Here is a 21,417-nt window from a genome sequence, read left to right on the forward strand (position 1 = left end):
CATCCGCGCACCCGGCACCCCGAACGGATTGGCCAGGAACCGATCCGACGTCAGATCGGCCCGCCCCACATACCCGCGAGCCAACTGCACACCACCGAGATACAACTCCCCCGCCACCCCCGCCGGCACCGGATGCAACCGGGAATCGAGCACATACGCCTGCGTATTCCACTCCGGAACACCGATCGGCACCGACACCGTGTCGGCGACCCCACACTCCCAGAACGTCACCGACACCGCAGCCTCGGTCGGACCATACAAATTATGCAACCGGGCCGACGTCACCGCCCGGAACCGGGCCACCGTCTCCGGCGGCAACGCCTCACCGATCGCGAACACATGCCGCAAACTCCGACAGGAACCCGCCGGCACCGCAGCGACGAACACATCGAGCATCGACGGCACGAAATCGGTGACCGTCACCCCCTGCTCATCGATCACCTGCGCCAGATACCCCGGATCCCGATGCCCGTCCGCGGTCGCCAACACCAACCTGGCACCGACCTGCAACGGCCAAAAATACCCCCACACCGACACATCGAACGTCGTTGCCGTCTTCTGCAACACCACATCCCGACCGGTCAACCCGTACTCGGCCTGCATCCACCGCAACTGATTCACGATGCCCGCATGCGGCACCGCCACACCCTTCGGCTTCCCCGTCGACCCCGACGTGAAGATCACATACGCCGGATTCTCCGGCCGCAACGGAACCACCCGCTCCGCATCCTTGACCGCCGCATCGGAGAAACCGGACACATCCACCTCGTCGATCGAGACCACCTCGACCCCCGACGGCAACCCCACCCGATCCACCGCCGTGCTCAACACACACACCGGCCCAGCGGAGTCGAGCACATACCCGATCCGCTCGACCGGATGATCCGGATCGACCGGCACATACGCACCACCCGCCCCGAGCACCGCATACATCCCCACCACCAAATCCAGGGACCGCCGCATCGCCAACACCACCCGCGACTCCGGCCCCACCCCCAACCCGATCAGATACCGGGCCAACCGATTCGCCCGCGCACCCAACTCGGCATACGTCAACGACACACCCTCGAACACCACCGCCACCGCACCCGCAGACCGCACCACCCGATCCCCGAACAACTCCGGCAACGTCCCCGCCGGAACGAAATGGTCGGTGGCATTCCAGGTCGTCAACTCCCGGGCGCGCACCGCAGGATCGGTGATCGCCACGTCGCCGACCGCCATGCCGGGTTCGGCGGTGACGACCTCGAGGATGCGCACGAACTGCGCCGCGAAGCCGTGGATTGTGGCTTCGTCGAAAAGATCTGCAGCGTAGTTGAATTGCGCCCCGATAACGCCTGGGCGGCCGTCGTCGTGGGTTTCGGTGAGTACGAGCTGCAGATCGAATGCAGCGACATCGGGCACGATCGGCTCACTCGACACCGACAACCCCGGCAGTTCCAGATGCGCGGGCGCATGATTCTGGAAGAACAGCGCCACCTGGAACAACGGATGGTGTGCGGTGGTGCGGGTGGGATCGAGATGCTCCACCAGCCGCTCGAACGGCACCTCGGCGTGACCGAAGGCCCCGAGGTCGACCTCACGCACGTGGTTCAGCAGGGCGGTGAACGACATCGCCGGGTCGACCTCGGTCCGCAGGACGAGGGTGTTGACGAACATGCCGACCAGCTCATCGAGTTCACGATCTCCGCGGCCTGCGACCGGGGTTCCGATCGCGATGTCGCGGGACGCGCTCAACCGGCTCAGGAACAGCGCCAACGCCGAATGCGCCACCATGAACAGGGTCACGTTCTGTGTGTGGCCGAACGCCACAAGGCGTTCGTGCAGGTCAGCGGGAATGTCCCAGGCAAGCGTCGAACCACGCTGCGACGCGGCCGGGGGTCGGGGACGGTCGGTGGGCAGGTCGAGGCTGTCCGGCAGCCCGGCCAGCGCGGTGTCCCAGTACCCCAGTTGCTGCGCCGCCCGCGACTGCGGGTCGGTCTCGTCACCGAGCGCTTCGCGCTGCCAGAGGGTGTAGTCGGCGTACTGCACGGTTAGCGGCGACCACGGCACGTCGTGTCCGGCGCTGTGCGCCGCGTAGGCGACCATCACATCGCGTGAGAGGGGGGCGAACGACCAGCCGTCGGCGGCGATGTGATGGAGAACCAACGCGAGGACGTGCTCGCCGGCTCCCGTTCGGAAGAGCCGGGCCCGCACGGGGATGTCGGCAGTGACATCGAATCCGGCGAGAACGAACTGACGGATCGCGTCGTCGAGTCGGTCGACGTCCACATCGGTGACGGTCACCTCTACATCGACATCGCCGGGGTCGAGAACGTGCTGCCACGGTCCGGTGTCGGAATCGGGGAAGACGGTGCGCAGCGATTCGTGCCGCTCGACTACGTCGTACACGGCCCGACCTAGTGCAGCGACATCCAGGTCGCCGGAGAACCGCACGGCGAGAGGAAGATTGTGGACGGGGCTGCCGGTGTCGAACTGGTTGAGGAACCACACCCGCTGCTGAGCGGAAGACAACGGCACCCGCTCCGGCCGGGCCCGAGCGGACAGCGGCGGGACATCGGGGTGGACCTGGCGATCGGCACCGTCGAATCGTTGTGCGAGCCCGCCGACGGTCGGCGCGTCGAAGACGTCGCGCAGCGACACCGGAAGATCCGCGGCGCTGCGGAGCCGGGACACCAGGCGGGTGGCGACGAGCGAGTTGCCACCGAGTTCGAAGAAGTTGTCGGTCAACCCCACCCGGCCGAGATCGAGTACGTCGGCGACCGCCTCGGCGACTGCGATCTCGACGGCGGTCCGAGGTGCCACATATTCGGTGCTCACGGTCTCGATGACCGGGGCCGGCAGCGCGGCCCGGTCGAGTTTGCCGTTGGCCGACACAGGAAGACCGTCGAGCGGAACCACGTAGGCCGGAATCATGTACGACGGCAGCACAGCCGATACGTGCTCGCGCACTGCGGCTGGGTTCACCCGCTCCTCACCCACGACATACGCGACGAGGGACTCCTGACCGCGGTCGTCGCGGTGCACCGTCACCACTGCGCGTCGAATGTCCGGGTGCGATTCGTAGGCGCTCTCGATCTCCCCCAGTTCGATGCGCTGCCCGCGCAGCTTCACCTGGAAGTCGGTGCGGCCCAGGTATTCAACGGCACCGTCCGGGCGGCGTCGCACCAGATCGCCCGTCCGGTACATCCGGACGCCCACCGCGAACGGATCCGCGATGAACCGGTCTGCCGTCAAATCGGCACGGCGGAGATAGCCACGGGCCAGCTGCGCGCCCGCGAGGTAGAGCTCACCGGCCACCCCGTCGGGCACCGGATGCAACCGGGCGTCGAGCACGTGCAGTCGGGTGTTCCACACCGGTCGGCCGATGGGCACCGTAACGGTGTCTGCGGAGCTGGTGCGCCAGAAGGTGACGTCGACCGCGGCCTCGGTCGGCCCGTACAGGTTGTGCAGGTCGGCGGCGCTGATGGCCCGGAACTTCGCGGCCTGATCCGGTGTCAGCGCCTCACCCGAACAAATGACCATACGCAACGAATCACAGTGCGCTGCGGACGGTTCGGCGGTGAAGACCGACAACATCGAGGGCACGAAATGCATGACGGTGACGCGGTGTCGGCGCACCAGCGTGGCGAGGTACTCGGGGTCGCGGTGTCCGTCCGGTGCGGCGATCACCAGTGTCGCGCCGACCTGGAGGGGCCAGAACAATTCCCACACCGACACGTCGAAGGTGACCGGCGTTTTCTGCAGCACCGCGTCGGTGGAAGTCAGGGCGTATTCATCCTGCGCCCAGGACAACCGGTTCACGATCGCACCGTGGGTGACCACGACGCCCTTCGGTCGTCCCGTCGACCCCGACGTGAAGATGACATAAGCGGCGTGCTCGGGAGCCGGTGCCAGCGGCAGCGCCCCGGATTCGCCGGTCGACAGGTCGAGAATGTCAACGTGCAGTACCGGTGCATCGGTGACCCACTCGACGCCCTCTGTGCTGCGGGTGAGGAGGCATACCGGCTGCGCGGTCTCCAGAACATACGTGGTGCGGTTCACCGGATGGTCCGGGTCGACCGGTAGGTAGGCGGCACCGGCTTTCAGGATCGCGTAGATGGCGACCATGAGGTCGAGCGAGCGCCGCATGCCCACGGCGACCATCGATTCCGGTCCCACCCCTTCCGAAACCAGGTGGTGGGCAAGGCGGTTGCTACGCTCGTCGAACTGTGCGTAGGTGAGCCACTCGTCCTCGAATATCAGTGCCACGGCGTCGGGGGTCGCGGCGGCACCGGCTGCGAACAGCGACACCAACGTGTCGGGGGGCACGGGATGGTCGGTGGCATTGCGCGCGTCGAGGGCGGCCCGTTCCGGTGCATCGAGCAGCTCGATGTCGCCGATAGTGACCGGGTCGTCGTCGAGTACGGCGTCGAGAATTCCGCGGAACCGTGCGCCCATCGCCACGATCGTGCGCTCGTCGAACAGGTCGGTCGCGTACGAGAGGTCCATCGACATGCCCGCGGCCCGGCCCTCGGCGTCGACATGCTCGACAACGGTGAGCTGGAGGTCGAATTTCGCTATGTGGACGTCGATCTCGGCCGCCTCCACGGTGAGGCCGTCGAGTTCGACTCGGGTGGTCGCGGTGTTCTGGAACGAGAGCATCACCTGGAACAGCGGGTGATACGCCGACGAGCGCTCCGGGCTGAGGACCTCCACGAGGCGCTCGAAGGGAACGTCGCCGTGCGAGAACGCGGCGAGGTCGGCGGTGCGGACACGGCCCAGGAGGTCGGCGAACGTGTCGTCCGGTTCCAGGGAGGTCCGCAGCACCAGGGTGTTGACGAACATGCCGACGAGGTGGTCGAGTTCTTCCTCACCGCGGCCGGCGATCGGGGTGCCGATCACGATGTCCGAGCCGGCACCGAGGCGGTGCAACAGCACGGCCAGGACCGCGTGCGTCACCATGAACGGCGTGGTGCCGGTGCGGTGAGCCAGCTGCGTCAATTGCTCGTGCACGAGGGCCGGCACCGTGAAGTCGACTCGGCCGCCGCGATGCGACATCTTGGCCGGGCGTGGACGGTCGGTCGGCAAGTCGAGCACCTGCGGCAGACCGGCGAGAACGCCCTGCCAATGGCTCAGCTGCTGGGCCGCCACACTGTCCGGATCGGCTTCCGAGCCGAGCATGTCGCGCTGCCAGAGCGCGTAGTCGGCGTACTGCACAGGCAACGCCGCCCAGGACGGTGTCTGCCCGTGGGCACGCGCCGCGTAGGCGACCATCACGTCGCCGGCGAGGGGAGTCATCGACCACCCGTCGGCGGCGATGTGGTGAACCACCAGAACCAGCACATGACGGTCGGTGGCCTCGCGGAAGAGCCCCATACGGAGCGGTGGATCGGTGGTCAGGTCGAAGCCGGTGCTCCCGAGCGACGCCACTGCGGCTGTGAGGGAATCGGCGTCCACCGCGACCGGCGCGCCCGGCGGCAGCACCGCGCCGGACGGCAGGATCACCTGGCGTGGTCCGTCAGTACTATCCGGGAAGATCGTGCGCAGCGTTTCGTGACGTTCCGCGACATCGGTGAGTGCCCACCGGAGGGCGTCGTGGTCGAGGTCCCCGGTGAGCCGGAGGGCGATCGGCAGATTGTACGCCGGAGACGCCGGGTCGAACTGGTTGAGGAACCACATCCGTTGCTGCGCAACAGACAACGGCACCCGATCCGGGCGCTCCCGCGGCCGAAGGACCGGTCGCGCGCGCGTGTGCGACGTCGACTCGGCCACGGCGACGGCCAGCTGGGCCACCGACGGCGACTCGAAGAGGTCACGAACACCGATCCGCACCTTCAGCGCGGATCCGACCCGGGACACGACCTGGGTGGCCATCAACGAGTTGCCGCCCAGTTCGAAGAAGCTGGTCTCGACGCTCAGGTCGTCGACGCCGAGGACGTCCCGGAAGATCCCGGCGAGCACCTCCTCGGTGCCGGACCGGGGTCCCATGATCGAGCCGGACCGCTCGGCGAAAACGGGGGCGGGCAGGGCGTTGCGGTCGAGTTTGCCTGCCGGCGTGAGCGGCAGCGAGTCGAGGACCATGATCGCGGACGGCACCATGTACGCGGGCAGGCTCCGCCCGGCGAACTCGGCCAACTCCCGGGTGTCGACCACGGAATGCGGCGCGGGCAACACATACGAGACGAGGCGTGTGGTTCCGGCGCCCTCGTGGCCGATCGTGTGGGCGAACTCCACCAGCGGATGCGCCGACAGGGCCGCGTCGATCTCCCCGAGTTCGATGCGGAACCCGCGAATCTTGACCTGATGGTCGCTGCGGCCGAGGAAGTCGAGCACCGGTGTCCCGTCGGCTGCGGACACCCAGCGGACCACGTCGCCGGTGCGATACATCCGTCCACCCGTTCCGAACGGGCAGGCCACGAACCGTTCCGCCGTCAGCCCGGCCCGGTGCACGTACCCCCGGGCCAGGCTCGTGCCGAGAACGTACAGCTCGCCGCGAACCCCGGCGGGAACGGGCCGCAGCCGATGATCGAGGACCACGAGATCCACACCGACGGTGGGCGCTCCGATGCTCACCGGCTGTCCGGCCGTCAGAGCGGTGGTGGCGGAGGACATGATCGTCGTCTCGCTCGGGCCGTACGCATTGATCATCGTCCGGCCGGGTGCCCAGCGAGCGACCAGCTCGGGTGGGCACACGTCGCCCGCGACGACGATCGTCCGAAGGTCGTGCAGCGCGCGGTGATCGAGCGACGCCAGGGCGGCGGGGGTACAGAAGGCGTGCGTGATGTGCTGCTCGGAGAGGAACTCGGCAAGCTCGTCGCCGCCATAGATCGTGGTCGGCGCGATCACCAGCGTCGCACCCGCGCACACCGCCATCACCAGCTCGAACACCGAGGCGTCGAAGCTCGGGGATGCGAAATGCAGTGTCCGCGAGTCCGGTGTGACCCCGAGCCGGTCGCGTTCGTCCGCGGCGAGGTTCACCAGACCGCGGTGTGTCACCGCCACACCCTTGGGCCGGCCCGTCGACCCGGAGGTGTAGATGACGTACGCAGGGTGGTCCAGCGACAGGGCCGCGGTGCGGTCGGCGTCGACGACGGCACCGGTCGGATACGAGGCGAGTTCGGCCCGGAATTCGTTGTCGTCGAGGATGATCCAGTGTGTGCAGTCCGGCAGGTCGGCGCGCAGGGCCGCGGTCGTGATGCCGATCGGCGCCCCACAGTTTTCGAGCATGTGCAGGATCCGCTCGCGCGGATAGCGGGGATCCACCGGAACGAAGGCTGCCCCGGTTTTCGCCACCGCCCACACACTCGACACCGAGTCGAGCGAGCGGGGCAGCGCGAGGGCGACCGCGACCTCGGGGCCGACCTGCAGGTCGATCAGCAGTCGAGCCAGCTGGTTCGACGTCTCGTCCAGGGCGCGGTAGCTCAGGACGCCGGCGGGTGCTTCCGTTCCCGGTGCGACCAGGGCGTCACCGTCCGGGTTGCTGCGGACGGCCCCGGCGAGCAGATCCGGCAGGGTGACCGGTGCGAACCCGGCACGGCCGGTCGCGGGCACCAGGCTGCGGTGTTCGTGCTCGCCGAGAATGCCGAGGTCGCCGATCCGACCGGGCCGAAGGGCATCAGAGGTGAGGAACTCACCGAAGAATCGGGTGAACCGGATGTGATGCGCGTCGAGCGCCGTCTCCGAGTAGAGGTCCGGATTGGCCTCGAAATCGAGGTTGAGGCTGGTGCCGGCCACCCCGTGGTAGACGTTGACCGCCAGATCGCTGATCGGGCCGGTCGACAGCAATTCCAGTCTGCCGACGATGTCGCCGAGCGTGATCTCGTTATGGAAGAGCATCACGTTGATCAGTGGTCCGTAGAAGCCCTGGTCGTCGGCGGCGGCGTCGCGGCGGATGTCGATGTGCGGATACCGCTGGTGGCGCAGCGCCGCCGTCACCTCGAGCCGGACCGCGGCGACGAGGTCGGCGCTCGTCATGTCGGGGCGGACCTGCAGTCGCAGGGGAACCACGTTCGACACCATGCCGCCGGAGCGGCGGAGCAGCGCGGTGGTTCGGGCCGTGACGGGCAAGCTGAGGGCCACGTCCTCGCGGCCTGTCATGCGTGCGAGGTATGCGGCGAATGCCGCGATCACCTCGAACGCGACGGAGGAGGCATGCCGATCGACGGCTGCGTCGAGGTGATCGACGAGGGTGCCGGGCAGCTGACTGCCCGTGGTACGACTGCGGGCGCGCGCCGGTGCGGTGTGGTCCACCAAACTGTGCGGCTCGCCGATGCGAGCGACGAGTTCCGACCAGTATCGGCGGTCGGCGTCGTAGCGGGCGGAGGTGCGGTAGTCGTGGTCGACGCCGGCGACCTCCGTCAAATCTGCCGCCTTGGACGGCGCAGCGATCACCCCTCGGACGGTGGCCGTATAAAGCTCCGCCGCTCGGTCGACGAGCGTGACCGAGCCCATTCCGTCGAGGGCCACGTGATGAACCCGGCTGTACCAATAGTGGCGGTCGGGCGCGATTCGAAGCAGCGCGGAAAACACCAACCGGTCCCGGAACACGTCGATCGGGGCGGTGTACTCCTGCCGCATCCACTCCTTGGCGGCGGCCCGCGGGTCGGGTTGATGCAGCAGATCGACGAAGCGGACCGAGGCTTCGAGGGTGGGATCGACCACCTGATACGGGACACCGTCGACCTCGATCAGGCGCAGGAACGCGGACCCGAGTTCGCGGCCGGCGGTGATTATCGACTCGGACAGCAGGGGCGCATCGAGCTCCCCGACCAGTTCGACACACTGTGCGATGTTGACCGGCACCGAGGGTTCGAGCTGCTGGGCGAACCACATTCCCTGCTGCGCGGCAGTAAGCGGGAAGGCATTCTCCGGGAGATCACCTGTCGGAGGCAGGGGCCGAACCGGCACAGCGTCGACCACCCGTCCCCCCCGTTTCTCATCTCGGCGGGCGGACGAACCACCCCGTCACCACCCGACAGTGACCGGCGACCCTGGGAATTTTCCAAACCTTACTCAGGAGTACGCCTCGGGTTCCCTATCGGGCCTCCGGTTCGAAGCGTTTCACCCATTCCACATTCTGGAACGGCCCGCATTTTGCCTGATGGTGGGCGGGCGGATCGTCGGCGCGGCACCAGAGCGGCCACGACCGCAGCGGCGGCGGCGATGCAGAGCAGGACCTCCGGCAGAGGCCGGAGGCGACTCGCCGGAGTCAGCTGGGTCCGCAGCGGCACCTCCGACACCAGGGCGGCGGGCACGAACAGTGACGTCTGTTCCACGGTGGAGCCGTCCGGCGCGATGATCGCACTGACACCGCTGGTGGCAGCGACCACCACCGCCCGCCCGTGCTCGACGGCCCGCACCTTCGACATGGCGAGTTGCTGATACGTCATCTCGGTATCGCCGAAGGTGGCGTTGTTCGTCGGAACGGCGAGCAGTTCCGCGCCGGCCCGCACCGACCCCTCGAAGGCCCGATCGAACGCCACTTCATAGCAGGTGGCGACCCCGACCGTGACACCGTTCGCGTGGACGACGCCGTCCCCGCCGCCGGGTACGAAGTTGCCGGCCCGGTCGGCGTAGGAGGAGAAGTGCCGGAAGAAATCGCGGTAGGGCAAGTACTCGCCGAACGGTTGGATGATGCGTTTGTCGTGTCGTTCGCCCGGTCCCTCGTCGCCGTCCCAGACGATCACCGAATTGGTCGTGGTGCGGTCTGCGTTGACCAGCACCGCACCCACCAGGATCGGCGCGCCGATCGCGTCGGACGCGCGGGAGATGTCCGCGGCCGCGTCCGCGTTACGCAGCGGATCGATATCGGACGCGTTCTCCGGCCAGACGACGACATCCGGTTGCGGCGCCGACCCCGCGGCCACCTCGTCGGCCAGTTGGAGGGTGCGCCGCACGTGATTGTCGAGGACCCGTTTGCGTTGGTCGTTGAAGTCGAGCCCCAGTTTGGGCACGCTCCCCTGGATTGCCGCGACGGTGATCGTCCGGTCCCCCGACCCCATGTCGGCGAGCGCCGGCGCCAACGCCACCGACAGCACCGTGGCAGCGAGGGCCGCGGCCAGACCGCCGGCAAGAGGTCGCTTCCAGTCCGCCGCGCCGTGCGCCCGAGCCCACACCGTCACGGCGGCGGAGGCCAGTCCGGCGCCCGTCAGGGCCACCCCGAAGCTGAGCAGTGGGGCGCCGCCGAGACTCGCCAACGGCAGTAGCCATCCCTCCGACTGCCCGAAAGCGAGCCTGCCCCAAGGGAAACCGCCGAACGGGACGCTGGCACGCAACCATTCGGTGAGTGACCAGCCGGCCGCGATCCACAGGGGCGCCCAGCGCAACCGGGACACGAGGACGGCCACCACCCCGAACAGGCCCACGAACACCGCCTCGACGGCCGCGAGCGCCAGCCACGGCAGGGCGCCGACGAACACACCGATCCACGGCAACAGCGGTACCAGGAAGCCCAGACCCGCCAGATACCCGTAGCCGAAGCCGGCGCGGAGTCGCGGCGCCGGCCCGCCCGCGCCGGTGAGAACCAGGACGAGCAGTGCGATACCGACCGGTGCCAGGAACCACAGCGGCCGGGGAGGAAACCCGGCGAAGATCAGAAACCCGGCGGCCACGGACACGAGGGCACGCCACACCAGCCCGCGAACGCCAGTCGACCGGCCGGGCACGGCCTCGTCAGCGCTCATGGACGATGCTCCCCCGGTGCACCGAACGCAGCAGCACCGGCGTGGGTGCGTCTTCGTCGAGTCGCGGCAGGGCGGGCACCCGGGACCGCGGATCGGTCGACCACCGCTGGACGGAATCCTGGGGGGCGCTGACCACCAGCTCCCCGGCATCCCACACCGCATACGACGCCGGGGCGCCCGGGTTGAGGGTGCCCGCCAGCCCGTCCCGGACCCCGCCGGCCCGCCAGGCCCCACGAGTGGCCGCGGAGAACGCGGCACGCGGCGAGATGCCGCTTCCCGGTGTCCGGTGCTGGACTGCCGCACGGACCATCGCCCACGGTTCGACCGGGGTCACGGGAGCGTCGGAACTCAGCGCCAGCGACACTCCGGCGGACGCGGCCGCGGAGAACGGGTTCAAGGTGATGGCCCGGTCGCGGCCGAGACGCTGTGCGTAGAGACCGTTCGTCCCACCCCACAGGGCGTCGAACGCGGGCTGCACGCTGGCGATCACACCCCAGGTCGCGAGGCGGGCCGCGTCTTCGGTGCTCATCATCTCGGCGTGCTCGAGCCGGTGTCCGGCCGCGGCGACGGCGGGTCCGCCGAGTTCGCCGGCTACCAGCGCGAGGGCATCGACCGCGGCCCGGACTGCGGCGTCGCCGATCACGTGGAAGCCCGCCTGAATGCCGGCGATCGTGCAGGCCCGGAGGTGGGCCGCGATCTCGTCGACGGTGAGGTAGCTCTTCCCGGTGGTGCCGGGCGCATCGGCGTAGGGTTCGCGGAGCCACGCGGTGTGAGACCCGATGGAGCCATCGATGAACAGGTCGCCGCCGAGAGCGTGAGCGCCCGTGTCCTGCAGGAGTTTCCGAGCCTCCTCGACGTCGGAGACTGCCTGCCCCCAGTAACCTCGCACCTCCACTGCGTTGGAGGTGGACAACAATTCGCGGAAGTCGTCCAGTCCGGCGATGTCCGGACCGCCACACTCGTGCACCGCGACGATTCCGCGGGCGGCAATGGCGTCGAGCGCTGCGGCGCGGGCGACTGCCCGCTGCCGTTCCGTCAGCAGGGACCGGGCGACCGTGCGGGCGGCGTGGTGCGCCTCGAAGGTCAGCGGTCCGTCCGGAGAGTAGCCCGCGGTTCCGTTCACATCGGGGACCAGCTGCCGCAGCGCAGTGGAGCACACCGCGGAGTGAACATCGATCCGCGAAAGGTACACCGGGCGGCCCGGCGCGGCCTCGTCCAGCTGCGCCGTCGTGGGGCCGGCGCCCTCCGGCCAGTTCGAGTCGTCCCAGCCGTGCCCCCAGATGACGGCGTCGTCGTGGGTGCGTGCAAAGGACTGCAACCGGTCGAGGCACTCGCGCAGCGAGCCGACACCGACCAGGTCGAGGCCCACGATGTTCAGCCCCAGGGCGGTCACGTGGACGTGGGTGTCGACGAACGCCGGAGTGACGAACGCGCCGTCCAGGTCCACGATCTCGGCGTCCGGGTGCAGTGCGCGGGCTGCGCGGTCGTCGCCGACCCACACGACGGTTCCGTCGGTCACTGCCATCGACGTGGCGTCTGGTGCAAAGGAACTGTAGATTCGGCCGCCGACCAGCAGTTGGGTAGTCACGGGCACCTAGTGTGCCTGCTAGGGCAGAAGGCGTGGATCACGGGTCGGGGTTCGAGGTTGCGGATCGACTACCTCACCGTCGAACACGTCGTGCACCACCTCACGTTCGATCACTTCACCGCTGCCTCGACGTGGGGCCCGCGCGAAGGCCTCGGCGCCGGCCGCGACGACGGCGGCGCGCTTGCCGGCAACCAGCACGACCACGGGCCGAAGCAGCCATCGGGTGGGCGGGATCAGCAGAAGCAGCCCGAGAAGTGAGGTGACGAGCCCGGGCACCACCATCAGCGCCGAACCGACCGCCACGAGGGCGCCGTCCGCTACCGCCGCACCCGGCGACCCCTTGCCGCCTGCGGCTGCGCGCAGCCCCTGGATCACCCGGCGCCACTGCGAGCGCATCAGCATCAGTCCGACGAGCGATCCACCGAGGAAGAGGCAGGCTGTCCAGAGCACGCCGATCGTGCCGCCCACCCAGATGAGTGCGGCGATCTCCACCACCACGTAGAGCAGAAACATTGCGGCGTACATGACGCCCCCTTTCGAACGGCGGATACCGACACTCTGGCCGTCTGTCCGTTCAACGTTCGAGGAGCCCAGATTTCTCCCGGCACAGATCTCGAACCGCTCACAATCTAACCCTAAAGTTGACATTGAGAGTTACGTCGTGATGCAGTTCTCTCGGATGGGGGATCTTCCGATCCCGCGCACAACAAGGAGCCGCTATGTTCCGGTCCACCCTGTTCCGCCGTGCCACGATGGTCTTGGCATCGGCCGCTGTCGCCTGCACGTTGTCGACCTCGCCCGCCTCGGCCCAGCCCCTTCCCGATGCGGCTCGGGGCATCGGGGAGCTGCAGGCGCTGGCCGCCGAGATGTCGCCGGTGGCGAGTAACGCGGTGAACCAACTCCTTGGCGCCAGCGTCTTCGTCCCGAAGGACGTGCTCGAACTCGGGCTCACCACTCCGCAGGATTTCATGTACCCGTCCCCCACCCTGGGATGCGGTGTCGCCGACGAGCCGGCGACCGTCACCCTCGCAAGCGCTCAGGCAGGACCGAATCTCTTTCCCCCGATCACCGCCGGCCAGCTGCGGTTCCAAGCAATTCCCGCCTACGTGGCGATACCGCAGTCCTCCGACCTCAGCGTTGCCTGGATCAACCTCAACACCTTCCAGGGCGGGATCGTGAAACTCGACGACCGGCTGCCCATCATCAACACCCCGCTGCTGTCGAAGATCGTCGACACGGGTGCGGGCACGGTACTCGGCACGATGTTCGGCACCGTGAGCTATCCCGGCGACGTCAACTGCACGGTGGTCCCGACCGTCGGCACGTTCACGTCCTGACCGTCACGGCGGCGGACGAGCCTACGAGCCGGGCCGCACCAGGCCCGTCTCGTAGGCCAGGACCACCGCCTGCACGCGGTCCCGGACATTCAATTTGGTGAGTATCCGGCCGATGTGCGACTTCACCGTCGACTCGGACAGGAACAGACTTTCCGCGATCTCCGTGTTCGACAATCCGGTGGCGACCAGCTGCAGCACTTCCCGTTCCCGCTCGGTCAGCACGTCCAGTACCGCCGGGTCGCGGCGCGGAGCCGGGCCGTCGTCGAGGAAACGGGCCAGCAGTCGCCGCGTCACCTTCGGCGACACCACAGCATCTCCTGCCGCCACACTGCGGATGGCCGACACCAGGTCCTCCGAGGGGGTGTCCTTGAGCAGGAAACCACTGGCCCCCGCCCGCAACGCCCCCATCGCGTGCTCGTCGAGGTCGAACGTCGTCATGACGAGTACGCGGCTGGCGACCCCGGATTCGAGTATCTGCGCCGTCGCACTGACCCCGTCCACCACCGGCATGCGCACATCCATCAGCACCACATCGGGTTCGAGTTTACGGACCGCCGCCACCGCGGCCGCCCCGTCGCCGGCCTCGCCGACCACCACGATGTCGTCCTGCGCGTCGAGCACCATATTGAGGCCCATACGCATCAATTCCTGGTCGTCCACGAGTAGCACGGTGATCGGCACAGCGCCAACCTAGCACCGCCCCGCCCCGCGTTGCGGATCCACAAATGCGGCGCCTGTGGTCTTGGCCGGGAATTCCGACTGCCGCAACAACCCAGCAGGCACCTGAGGCCGCGAGAGTGTCGTCAGGCTCGCACGGCCGAAGGTTCGCTCTCCGGACCAAACCCGCCTCGGCGGAATAGGCTGTAGTGAGCGTCTATCACACGTCCGGACTCGAGCGGGAAGGGTGCTGATGCGCGAGGTGCTGGCGGACCTGATGGCGGTGTGGACCGCCGGCGGGACAGCGGGTGTCGGAACCGTGGTCCGCACATTCCGCTCCGCTCCGCGACCGCCGGGGGCATCGATGGTCGTGGCACCCGATGGCACTGCGTCCGGCTCGGTGTCCGGCGGGTGTGTCGAGGGAGCGGTCTACGAACTTGCATGCGAGGTCACGGCGTCCGGCACGCCGGTGCTGCAGCGGTACGGGATCAGCGACGAGAACGCGTTCGAGGTGGGTCTCACCTGTGGTGGAATCATCGACATTTTCGTCGAACCGGTGTCGCGCAACACTTTCCCCGAGCTCAGTGAGATCGCCCAGGACATCGACAATCACCAACCGGTCGCCGTGGCCACCGTTGTCGCGCATCCCGATGCCCCTCGTGTGGGGCGACGTCTGGTCGTCCGGCCCGAGAACGTGAGCGGTTCACTCGGCTCCGACCGAGCCGATTCCGCGGTGACCGACGACGCGCGGGGTCTCCTCGCGGCGGGCGGCAGCACGGTGCTGACGTATGGCACCGACGGGCAGCGCCGCGGCGAGGGCATGGAAGTGTTCGTCGCCAGCTACGCGCCGAGGCCGCGCATGCTCGTGTTCGGGGCCATCGACTTCGCCGCTGCGGTGGCCCGGCAGGGCGCCTTCATGGGATACCGGGTGACGGTCTGCGACGCCCGTCCGGTGTTTGCGACACACGCGCGGTTCCCGACGGCCGACGAGGTGGTGGTGGACTGGCCTCACCGGTATCTCGCTGCGCAGGCCGAGGCGCAGGCCATCGACGGCCGGACCGTGATCTGCGTGCTCACCCACGACCCCAAGTTCGACGTTCCCCTCCTCGAGACGGCGCTGCGCCTCCCGGACGTCGCGTTCATCGGCGCCATGGGCTCCCGCAGAACGGACCTGGACCGGCGTGAACGCCTACGTGAGGCCGGTCTGACCGACACCGAACTCGACCGGCTGTCGAGCCCCATCGGCCTGGACATCGGCGCCCGGACACCCGAGGAGACTGCGGTGTCCATCGCCGCCGAGATCATCGCCCGCCGGTGGGGTGGCACGGGGCGCCCGCTGGCTGAGTCGAGCGGCCGGATCCACCACGAGGAACCCGTCGATTCCTCCGTCGACTAGGGCGGTTCACCCGGGGTTGACGGACCACCGGTTCCTGCGCAGGCTGAGAGGATCCACATTTGTGAGGTAGGTCACAATGCAAGTACCAGGATCCTTCGAATACGAGCGTGCAACGGGCGTCGAGGACGCCATCGCCCTGCTCGACCGGCTGGGCGACGAAGCCCGCCTCGTCGCAGGCGGCCACAGCCTGCTCCCCATGATGAAACTTCGCCTCGCCAATCCCGAGTACCTCATCGACATCAACGATCTCGAGGGCGAACTCGGCTACATCACGACCGAGCGGTCGAGGCTGCGGATCGGTGCGATGACACGGCACCGCCGGCTGCTCGAATCGGACGAACTCGCGGCGGCGTTCCCCCTCTTCCGCGACGCGGAGAAGGTGATCGCCGACCCGGTGGTCCGCAACCGCGGGACCATCGGCGGATCGCTGTGCCAGGCGGATCCGGCCGAGGACCTCACCACTGTCTGCTCTGTTCTCGACGCCACCTGCGTGGTGCGTGGGCCCGGCGGACGCCGCGAGATCCCCATGTCCGAGTTCCTCGTCGGGCCGTACGAGACGGCGCTCGCACACAACGAGATGCTCATCGAGATCGTGATACCCGTCCACGGCCACAGCTCCAGCGCGTACGCCAAGGTCGAACGGCGGACCGGGGATTGGGCGGTCACCGCGGCCGGAGCGGCCGTCACGGTGGAGGGCGGCGAGATCGCCCGGGCAGCGGTCGGCCTCACGGCGGTCAACCCGGATCCGTCCGGACTCTCGGATGTCGCCGACTACCTGACCGGACGTCCCCCGTCCGAGGAGGCGTTCGCCCAGGCCGGGCGGATGGCCGCGCAGGCCTGCGAACCCGTCGCCGACGCCCGCGGCACCGTCGACTACAAACGCCATCTCGCATCCGAACTCACGATCCGCACACTCCGTACAGCGGTCGACCGGGTGCTCCGCAGTGACGTGGAGCACGAGCCGACCGGAGAAGAGGCATAGCCATGCAGGTGAACATGACCGTCAACGGTGAAGCAGTGAGCGCCGAGGTGGAACCGCGCATGCTGCTGGTCCATTTCCTCCGCGACCAGCTCGGCCTGACCGGAACCCACTGGGGCTGCGACACCAGCAACTGCGGCACGTGCGTCGTCACCGTGGACGGCGATCCGGTGAAGTCGTGCACGATGCTCGCCGCGATGGCGAGCGGACACGACGTTCGCACGGTCGAGGGCCTCGAACACGACGGCGAACTCGATCCCGTCCAGCAGGGCTTCATGCAGTGCCACGGACTGCAGTGCGGGTTCTGCACCCCCGGCATGATGATGACGGCGCGGGCACTGCTCGACCGGGAGGAGAGCCCCGACGAGGCCACCATCCGGGAAGCGATCTCCGGGCAGATCTGCCGCTGCACCGGGTACACGACGATCGTGCGCTCGATCCAGTGGGCGGCGGACCATCGGGCGGGCGAGGCCGCCGAGCCGGAACCGGCCGGCGACTTCGACGCGGAGGTCCAGGAGGACAAGACGCGGGGCGCCGAGGGCGCACCGATGACAGTCGAGGAACACGCGACCACGGGAAGTAAGTCATGACCACCGTCGAATCGCGTCCGCCGTCGGGCGACGCCGAAATCATCGACAACGACAAGAAACCCTGTGGCCACGGCCGCATGCTCCGCAAGGAGGATCCCCGCTTCATCCGGGGGCTCGGGAATTACGTCGACGACATCACATTACCCGGCATGCTGCACCTGGCGATCCTGCGGTCACCGGTCGCGCACGCACGGATCGTGAGCATCGATACCACTGCCGCACAGGAACACCCGAAGGTGACGGCAGTGGTGACGGGCGCCGACCTCGCCGCGAAGAACCTCGCCTGGATGCCGACGCTGTCCAACGACGTGCAGGCCGTGCTGGCCACCGACAAGGTGCGTTTCCAAGGCCAGGAGGTGGCGTTCGTCATCGCCGAGGACCGTTATTCGGCCCGGGACGCGCTGGAACTGATCGACGTCGAATACGACATGCTCGATCCCGTCGTCGACGCGCGCGCCGCACTCTCGCCCGACGCGCCGGTGATCCGCGACGACCTCGAGGGCAAGACGGACAATCACTGCTTCGACTGGGAGACAGGCGATGCCGCCGCGACCGAGGCCGTGTTCGCAAAGGCGGACGTGGTGGTGAAGCAGGAGATCGTCTACCCCAGGGTGCATCCGGCGCCGATGGAGACGTGCGGTGCGATCGCCGACGTCGACAAGGTGTCCGGCAAGCTCACCCTGTACACCACGTCGCAGGCACCGCACGCGCACCGGACGGTCTACGCCCTGGTCTCGGGGATCCCGGAGCACAAGATCCGGGTGGTGTCCCCGGACATCGGCGGGGGATTCGGCAACAAGGTCCCGATCTACCCGGGATACGTGTGTGCCATCGTGGCGTCGCTCGTGACGGGCAAACCGGTGAAGTGGATGGAGGATCGCAGCGAGAACCTGATGAGCACAGGCTTCGCCCGCGACTACATCATGGTCGGCGAGATCGCGGCGACCGCAGAGGGCAAGATGCTCGCGATCCGCACGAAGGTGCTGGCCGACCACGGTGCGTTCAACGGCACTGCGGCCCCGGTGAAGTATCCGGCCGGTTTCTTCGGCGTCTTCACCGGCAGCTACGACATCGAGGCCGCGCACTGCGCGATGACGGCGGTCTACACGAACAAGGCGCCCGGCGGGGTGGCGTACGCCTGCTCGTTCCGCATCACCGAGGCCGTGTATCTGGTCGAGCGGCTCGTCGACTGCCTGGCGTTCGATCTGAAGATGGATCCGGCGGAACTGCGGCTGAAGAATCTGCTGAGACCGGAACAGTTCCCGTACACCAGCAAGACCGGGTGGGTGTACGACTCGGGCGACTACGAGACGACCATGCGCAAGGCCATGGACATGATCGGCTACCAGCAGTTGCGCGAGGAGCAGAAGGAACGCCGCGAACGCGGCGAGCTGATGGGAATCGGCATGTCGTTCTTCACCGAAGCCGTCGGTGCCGGACCCCGGAAGGACATGGACATCCTGGGTCTGGGCATGGCCGACGGCTGCGAACTGCGCGTCCACCCGACGGGCAAAGCCGTCGTGCGGTTGTCGGTGCAGACCCAGGGGCAGGGTCACGAGACGACGTTCGCACAGATCGTGGCGGAGGAACTGGGGATCCCACCGGACGACATCGACGTCGTGCACGGCGACACCGACAACACGCCGTTCGGGCTCGGCACGTACGGCAGCCGGTCGACACCGGTGTCGGGGGCGGCCGCGGCGCTGGTGGCCCGCAAGGTCAGGGACAAGGCGAAGATCATCGCCTCGGGCATGCTCGAGGCCTCGGTCGCGGATCTGGAATGGGAGAAGGGCGAATTCCATGTCAAGGGCGATCCCTCGGCGAAGGTGACCATCCAGGACATCGCGATGCGGGCGCACGGCGCCGGCGACCTGCCGGAGGGAATCGAGGGCGGACTCGACGCGCAGATCTGTTACAACCCCGAGAATCTGACGTACCCCTACGGCGCGTACTTCTGCGTCGTCGACGTCGATCCCGGCACCGCGGTGGTGAAGGTGCGGCGGTTCCTCGCCGTCGACGACTGCGGCACGCGCATCAACCCGATGATCATCGAGGGGCAGGTTCACGGCGGCATCGTCGACGGCATCGGTATGGCGCTCATGCAGATCATCGAGTTCGACGAGGACGGCAACTGCCTCGGCGGATCACTGATGGACTACCTGATCCCCACCGCGCTCGAGGTCCCGAAGCTCGAGACCGGTTTCACCGTCACCCCGTCACCCCACCACCCGATCGGTGCCAAGGGCATCGGCGAGTCCGCGACGGTCGGGTCGCCGCCGGCCGTGGTGAACGCCGTCGTGGATGCGCTCGCACCGTTCGGTGTCCGGCACGCCGACATGCCGCTCACCCCGTCCCGGGTGTGGGAGGCCATGCAGGGCCGCGCGACACCCCCGATCTGAATGTCGCCCGTCGGCTGCGAGGAGGCCCGATGGATCTGAAAGAGCGTGCGGCGCAACTGGCGCGCGACCGCAGGCCGTTCGTCCATGCGACCGTGGTGCGGGCGCAGCCGCCCACATCCAGTCATTCCGGCGACGAGGCGATCCTCCTGCAGGACGGGACGATCGAGGGGTTCGTCGGCGGTCAGTGCGCGCAGAATTCGGTGCGCACGGCCGCCCTGGGGGCGCTGGCGACCAACGAGAGCGTGCTGTTGCGGGTCCTTCCCGACGGGGCGGTGCAATTCCCGGAGACTCCGGGCGCGTCCGTCGTGGTGAATCCGTGCCTGTCCGGCGGTGCCATGGAGATCTTCCTGGAGCCGCAACTGCCACCCCCGTTGGTGCGGATCTTCGGCACCACTCCGATCGCGCAGGCGTTGGGGGGCATAGCGGAACTGCTGGGATTCACCGTCGAGCACGACGACGCCGGTTTCGAGCAGTTCTCCGGCACGACGGCGGTGGTGCTCGCCGGTCACGGCGGACCCGAAGCGGAGGTCATCCGTGCGGCGCTCGACGCCGGGGTCGGGTATGTCGGGCTCGTCGCCAGCCGAACACGCGGTGGGGCGATCCTCGACACTCTGGGGCTGACCGAATCCGAACGGGCGCGGGTGCACACCCCCGTCGGTCTCGACATCGGGGCGCGGACGTCGGCGGAGATCGCGGTGTCGATCGCGGCTGAGTTGGTGCAGGAACTGCGGACCGCGGGACTTCGCGCGCCCGAAGATGATTCGATTCCGCGAGCGGCGGTGACGGAGGTGATCGATCCCGTATGCGGGATGCGCGTCGTCGTGGGGCGGGACACCGCCCACCTACGGCGCGGCGGCGACGACTTCTGGTTCTGCGGGCCGGGTTGCCGGGCATCGTTCGCGCAGGAGACGGGAGCGGTATGACGGCGGCATTCGAGGACGTGGCGGACGTGGTCCGGCGCTTCGATGCCGAGGACTACCTCCTGGACTTCGGAACCGCGTCGGCCCTGTATCTCGCGGCGGCCCTGCGCCGCCCGCTCCTGCTCGAAGGCGAACCCGGAGTCGGCAAGACCACCGCGGCGAAGGCTCTCGCGACCGTCCTCGGCGCCCCTTTGATCCGGTTGCAGTGCTACGAGGGCCTCACCGCGAACGAAGCCCTCTACGACTGGAACTACCAGCGGCAGTTGCTCACCATCCGGCTGGCCGAATCGCGGGGCGACGGCCTCACCGAGGACGACCTGTTCACCGAGGAGTTCCTGCTGGAACGTCCGATCCTCCATTGCGTGAGATATCGGGGACTGACCCCGCCCGTACTGTTGATCGACGAAATAGACCGGGCCGACGACGAGTTCGAGGCACTCCTCCTCGAATTCCTGGGCGAGGCGTCGGTCACCGTACCCGAACTCGGAACGTTCACGGCCGAACAGCACCCCGTCGTCGTGCTGACATCAAACCGGAGTCGCGACCTCCACGACGCGCTGCGCAGGCGGTGCCTCTACCACTGGATCGACTATCCGGAGCCGGCCCGGGCGGCCGCCATCGTGCGCCGTACGGTCCCCGCGGCGACGGCACCCCTCATCGAGCACGCCACCCACTTCGTCGGCCGGGCCCGCGAACTCGATCTCGACAAGCCGCCCGGAATCGCCGAGACGATCGACTGGGTGTCCGCACTCGCGGCGCTGGGAGTGGCCGATCTGGTGCGCGACGACGCGATCCAGAGCCTGAGTGCCCTCGCGAAAACCCCGGACGACCGCACAATAGTTCAGGACGCATTCACCGACTACGCGCACGGCCTGGCCACCGGATGA

General features: G+C 68.2%; 12 protein-coding genes (1 of these 12 only partly in view). 7 read left to right on the forward strand and 5 right to left on the reverse strand.

What is annotated here, in order from left to right:
- From HYG77_RS39395 to HYG77_RS01550, 4 genes are all read right to left on the reverse strand, one after another.
- Window positions 1-8,901, reverse strand: partial view of a non-ribosomal peptide synthetase gene (locus tag HYG77_RS39395; RefSeq protein WP_244373410.1) — the 5' portion only. It extends 3,129 nt beyond the left edge of the window; the window shows 8,901 of its 12,030 coding nt (coding positions 1-8,901); it begins with the start codon at window positions 8,899-8,901; its stop codon lies off the left edge, out of view.
- An 89-nt stretch (window positions 8,902-8,990) separates the two neighbouring features.
- Window positions 8,991-10,664: an apolipoprotein N-acyltransferase gene (gene lnt, locus HYG77_RS01540; protein WP_208961682.1), complete on the reverse strand. Its 1,674-nt coding sequence runs from the start codon at window positions 10,662-10,664 to the stop codon at window positions 8,991-8,993.
- On the reverse strand, window positions 10,654-12,258 hold the full coding sequence (locus HYG77_RS01545; protein WP_208961683.1) for an amidohydrolase family protein: 1,605 nt from the start codon (window positions 12,256-12,258) through the stop codon (window positions 10,654-10,656). Before HYG77_RS01545 ends, lnt begins: the two co-directional genes overlap by 11 nt.
- Window positions 12,259-12,270: 12 nt before the next feature.
- Window positions 12,271-12,777, reverse strand: a complete 507-nt coding sequence (locus HYG77_RS01550; protein WP_208961684.1) for an FxsA family protein — start codon at window positions 12,775-12,777, stop codon at window positions 12,271-12,273.
- 194 nt (window positions 12,778-12,971) lie between these two features.
- Between HYG77_RS01550 and HYG77_RS01555 the strand changes: the two genes are divergently transcribed.
- On the forward strand, window positions 12,972-13,589 hold the full coding sequence (locus tag HYG77_RS01555) for a hypothetical protein (protein ID WP_109329665.1): 618 nt from the start codon (window positions 12,972-12,974) through the stop codon (window positions 13,587-13,589).
- Window positions 13,590-13,610: 21 nt separating this feature from the next.
- Here HYG77_RS01555 and HYG77_RS01560 read toward each other — a convergent pair whose 3' ends face one another.
- On the reverse strand, window positions 13,611-14,270 hold the full coding sequence (locus HYG77_RS01560; protein WP_109329663.1) for a response regulator transcription factor: 660 nt from the start codon (window positions 14,268-14,270) through the stop codon (window positions 13,611-13,613).
- Window positions 14,271-14,499: 229 nt separating this feature from the next.
- Between HYG77_RS01560 and HYG77_RS01565 the strand changes: the two genes are divergently transcribed.
- The 6 genes from HYG77_RS01565 to HYG77_RS01590 all read left to right on the forward strand — a co-directional run bounded on the left by HYG77_RS01565 (window position 14,500) and on the right by HYG77_RS01590 (window position 21,417).
- On the forward strand, window positions 14,500-15,642 hold the full coding sequence (locus tag HYG77_RS01565; protein ID WP_208961685.1) for an XdhC/CoxI family protein: 1,143 nt from the start codon (window positions 14,500-14,502) through the stop codon (window positions 15,640-15,642).
- Between the two features lie 76 nt (window positions 15,643-15,718).
- The gene (locus HYG77_RS01570) at window positions 15,719-16,624 is read left to right on the forward strand and encodes a xanthine dehydrogenase family protein subunit M (protein ID WP_005566273.1); all 906 of its coding nucleotides are present in this window, start codon (window positions 15,719-15,721) and stop codon (window positions 16,622-16,624) included.
- Between the two features lie 2 nt (window positions 16,625-16,626).
- Complete coding sequence (locus tag HYG77_RS01575) at window positions 16,627-17,211, forward strand: (2Fe-2S)-binding protein (RefSeq protein WP_109329659.1); 585 nt, start codon at window positions 16,627-16,629, stop codon at window positions 17,209-17,211.
- Window positions 17,208-19,610 carry an aerobic carbon-monoxide dehydrogenase large subunit gene (locus HYG77_RS01580; protein ID WP_208961686.1) on the forward strand — a complete coding sequence of 801 codons (2,403 nt, stop codon included), beginning with the start codon at window positions 17,208-17,210 and terminating at the stop codon, window positions 19,608-19,610. The genes HYG77_RS01575 and HYG77_RS01580 overlap by 4 nt, the downstream gene beginning before the upstream one ends.
- Before the next feature lie 29 nt (window positions 19,611-19,639).
- Entirely contained in the window at window positions 19,640-20,533 is an 894-nt protein-coding gene (locus HYG77_RS01585) for an XdhC family protein (RefSeq protein ID WP_109329656.1), read from the forward strand.
- Window positions 20,530-21,417, forward strand: coding sequence for a MoxR family ATPase (locus HYG77_RS01590; protein WP_208961687.1), 888 nt, complete (start codon window positions 20,530-20,532; stop codon window positions 21,415-21,417). Before HYG77_RS01585 ends, HYG77_RS01590 begins: the two co-directional genes overlap by 4 nt.

The sequence above is a fragment of the Rhodococcus sp. ZPP genome, assembly GCF_017656075.1.
Taxonomy (GTDB): domain Bacteria; phylum Actinomycetota; class Actinomycetes; order Mycobacteriales; family Mycobacteriaceae; genus Rhodococcus_F; species Rhodococcus_F oxybenzonivorans.